Below are 3,563 nucleotides of genomic sequence, written 5' to 3' on the forward strand. Positions count from 1 at the left end.
CCGCGGGGGGGGGTGCTGGCTCCGGGGGCCGGCAACCCCGGCGCCGGGCGCCCCCCCGCCGGCGGCACGTTTGTTTGCCCGGATCCTTTCGCGGTGTGACGCGTTCGGCCACAGCGTCTTTCGCGCGACCCGAGGGCGAGCGTGAGCTGCGCTCGGTGCGGCCGCGCACGATCCCGATGAATTCCTCGACCGTCTCGGTGGTCCGCTCGACCGGCCACGCCAGGGCTACCTCGGTATCCGGCAGGTCGGTGACGGCGCGGAAGACGAGGTCGCGCCGGTGATGCAGCCGGGCCAGCGACTGCGGCATGACGGCGGCGCCGCCGACCGCCGCGACGAGTTCGACCGTGCCCGCCAACGCGTCGATGTCACCGGCGTCCTGCATCCGCTCGTCGGCCAGATCCGCCGCGGTCACCTCGTCGAACAACGAGATCGGATGGTCCTTGGGCACGACCACGACCGGCAGTTCGCGGTAGAGCGGAATGGCGTGCATGCCCTCGCGGTCCATCGGCAGACGCACGAAGCACATGTCGACCCGGCCGTCGCGCAGCGCCGCGTCCTGTTCGGCCTGCGGTACGCCGATCAATTCCATGGGACTGTCCGGGAATCGTTCGCTCCATCGGCGTGCCCACTTGGCCACGGTCACGCCGGGGACGTAGCCCACGCGCAGCGTATCGGGAGCAAACTCGGTCATTCCGGTAAGGGTATCGGGTGGCCGGCACCCTGTTCCCTTTCGACGCAATAGGGTCGCAGGCCGAGCGTCATGTCCACGCAGGCGCCGAGCAGCATGTCCTGCTCGACCCGGTCGCGGAGGATTAGACCGCGGACAGCGATCCGGTCGGGGTGCGGGTCCGATCCGGCGTATCCGATGTCCACACAGCCGAGTTCGCCGCCGGATCGGTCGAGCACCAGCAGGCGCGCGAGTTCCGGTGTGCGCGGCGTGCCCGGGTCGCGGACGAAATGGAACAGGGTGCCGCCCGTCGCGGCGACCGCGGTGGCCGATGTCGCGCGCAAAATGGTCCCGACAACCGCGCCATCCGCGCGGTGCACCGAGGTGGACGCGGAGTCCTTCGGCTCCACCCACACCTCGGACCGGTCCGGGTAGTCGATTCGATACCGTTCGCGACCGGACCCGAGCAGACTCGCCAGTCGACCGCCCGGGCCGGCGGCCGCGCGTATCGCGATCGCCAGTACCTCTCCCGTTCCGGCCCGAAAAGTCACCTTCGGCGCGTCCGTCGGCACGCGCTCGACCCGGCCCTCGATCGCCATTGATCCGTTCCGCAGGGCTGACATAGGAAGATGTTATTGCTGTGACGTAGATCTCACAGCGAATCGGGGTGTGGAGTTCTCGTTCCTCGCCTCGAGCGACCGATCAGCTCACGCCGCAAGGGTTTCGGGTGGGCGAACGACACCTCGCGGGGTCGACACGTAACGACCGCCGCGACGCCGACGCTATTGGGGTATTCGGGCCGGTTCACCGGCTCCGACGTATCGAAGGGAACTTTCATGCGTCCTGTGCGCAAGTCGGCCGTAGCCGTGGCCGCCGCGTTCGCCGGTATTCCGGCCCTGCTCGTCGCCGGACCCGCCGCGGCCGCGGCAGCGGAGATCCCGGTCCTCGAAACCTCCGCGACCGAAGCGGGCCTCTGCTACGGCACGATTCGCGGGAACGTGGACCAGGACTCGTCCTCATCCATCCACCTGACCAGCGCGTTCCAGGGCATCGGTACGTGCGCCACCACCGCGTACGTGTCCTGGCACAACATCGACACCGGGGCGCGCGGCGACACCACCGTGAAGCTGGTCGGGTCGTGGTACAACTCCGCGCGCATTCCGTCGGGGCCGGGGCATGTCGAGTTGACGGTCACCACAAAGGAATTCGTGCATTCTCCCGATTCGGTGCGGGTGGAGTACGTCATTCCGGGGTAGGGGTACGAGCCGAAACATCGGTGCGAAGTAGATCCCGGTGTCAACGTTCTCACCGTCCAGCGTGATCGCTCGCAGCGCACCACGCTCCATTACGTCGCGTATCGCAGAGCCGCCGAGCCGCGTCGCGCCCGGCGGCCCTGTCCGGCGCGGTAGCGGCAATAATTGGCGGCCTCGACCGTCGTGCGCGCTCGATGGTTGTACATGAGGACACCGATGGCGGCCGCCGCGGCGGCGAGTACCACCGCCGTCACCCGCAGCGCCGCGGGAAATCCGTGGAAGAACGCGGCCGGGCCGTCACCACCGAACACGACCACGAGGGGTCCCAGCGCCGCGGGGCCGAGCACCAGACCGATCCGCAGGGCCGCAGCCTGTACAGCGGCCGCGGATCCGGCGTGTTCCGGCGAGACCGCCGCGATAATCACGGACGCCTGCGGCACGCGCGTCCACATCACGCCGAAACCGACAACTGTTCCAGCCGTCGCGTACAGCCAGGATTCGTTCCGCACATCGACACACGCACCGAGCAGCGCACCGCACGCACAGCACAGCAGGCCGGACACGAGCAGCGCCCGCAGCGACACCCGCTGTTGCCGTGCGGATCCCGACAGCACAGCGCCGATGATCATGCCGAGAAACATCGGAACGGCGAGCACCAGCGCGGTCAGGGTGGGCTCCGCCGGACTGCTCAGTAGCGCGACGATCGGCAACAGGTAGACGGCCGCGGCGACCTCGTTCGCGATTCCCGCCACACACGCCGCGGCGAACGGCGTCGATCGCATCAGTCGCATCGGCAATGCCGGGTCGGGACGGCGGCACTCCCACCACACGAACAGCGCCGCCAGCCCGGCCGCCACGGCTATCGAACCGACCACGACCGCACTGCGCCAGCCAATTTCGACGGCCGACCCGACCCCGACCAACAGCACGGCGAGCGCCGCCCCGGCCAGCAGCGCGCCGACGGTGTCGACACGCCGATCCGGCCTGCGCTCGGCGGCGGGCACCACCAGCCATCCCAGCCCCAGTACGACCGTCGCCATACCAGCCGTCATCAAATACCCTGTACGCCATCCGATTTCGGTAACCAGCACCCCGCCGCACAGCGCACCGGCCAGTACCGCCGCCGACTGCACCGCCAGCCACATCCCCACCACAGCAGGCAATTCGGACGCGAAGAACAATCCCGGCAACACCGACAATGTCGTCACCACAATGGCCGCAGTAGCCATCCCCGTCACCACGCGGCCACCGAGGAAGATCCACTCATCGGCAGCGAAAGTGCTGACCAGACAACCGATCACGACGCCGATCCCACCCGCGATCAGAAGGGACCGCCGCCCGATGCGATCGCCGTGCGCACCCGCCCCCAGCAGCAACGCCACCGTCACCGCACTCCCGATCCACGAGGCCGAACCGGCAGCCCCCGAACCCATTTCGAATCCCCGCACCACCTGCGGCATCGCCATCGCATGCACGGCCGCGTCCACACTCGCCAGACTCGACTGAGGTTCACCCCGAATGGTGGACAGGGGGCTTGCAGATTCAGGCGGCAGTGGTTCGAAGTGAACGCTCGTAGTCGTCGGGGCTTTGGTTCCCGATCGCGGAGTGCCGCCGGATAGTGTTGTAGTAGTTCATCCACTTGT

At 68.4% G+C, this 3,563-nt stretch carries 4 protein-coding genes; 1 reads left to right on the forward strand and 3 read right to left on the reverse strand.

Translation table 11 applies throughout. From position 1 onward, the window contains the following. Both QH470_RS26025 and QH470_RS26030 read right to left on the reverse strand, forming a co-directional pair. Window positions 1–691: LysR family substrate-binding domain-containing protein (locus QH470_RS26025; protein ID WP_280274978.1), on the reverse strand; the 691-nt coding region annotated here is incomplete at its 3' end. Next, window positions 688–1,290 (reverse strand): hypothetical protein, encoded by a 603-nt coding sequence (locus QH470_RS26030; protein WP_280274979.1) that lies wholly within the window; start codon window positions 1,288–1,290, stop codon window positions 688–690. The genes QH470_RS26025 and QH470_RS26030, both read right to left, overlap by 4 nt. A 213-nt stretch (window positions 1,291–1,503) precedes the next feature. On the opposite strand from QH470_RS26030, the gene QH470_RS26035 reads away from it, so the two are divergent. Further along, window positions 1,504–1,923, forward strand: a complete 420-nt coding sequence (locus QH470_RS26035; protein ID WP_280274980.1) for a hypothetical protein — start codon at window positions 1,504–1,506, stop codon at window positions 1,921–1,923. 89 nt (window positions 1,924–2,012) lie between these two features. On the opposite strand, the gene QH470_RS26040 is transcribed toward QH470_RS26035, so the two are convergent. Further along, on the reverse strand, window positions 2,013–3,407 hold the full coding sequence (locus QH470_RS26040) for an MFS transporter (protein ID WP_280274981.1): 1,395 nt from the start codon (window positions 3,405–3,407) through the stop codon (window positions 2,013–2,015). Between the last annotated feature and the right edge of the window lie 156 nt (window positions 3,408–3,563).

The organism is Nocardia wallacei, from assembly GCF_029868745.1.
Classification (GTDB): Bacteria; Actinomycetota; Actinomycetes; order Mycobacteriales; family Mycobacteriaceae; genus Nocardia; species Nocardia wallacei_B.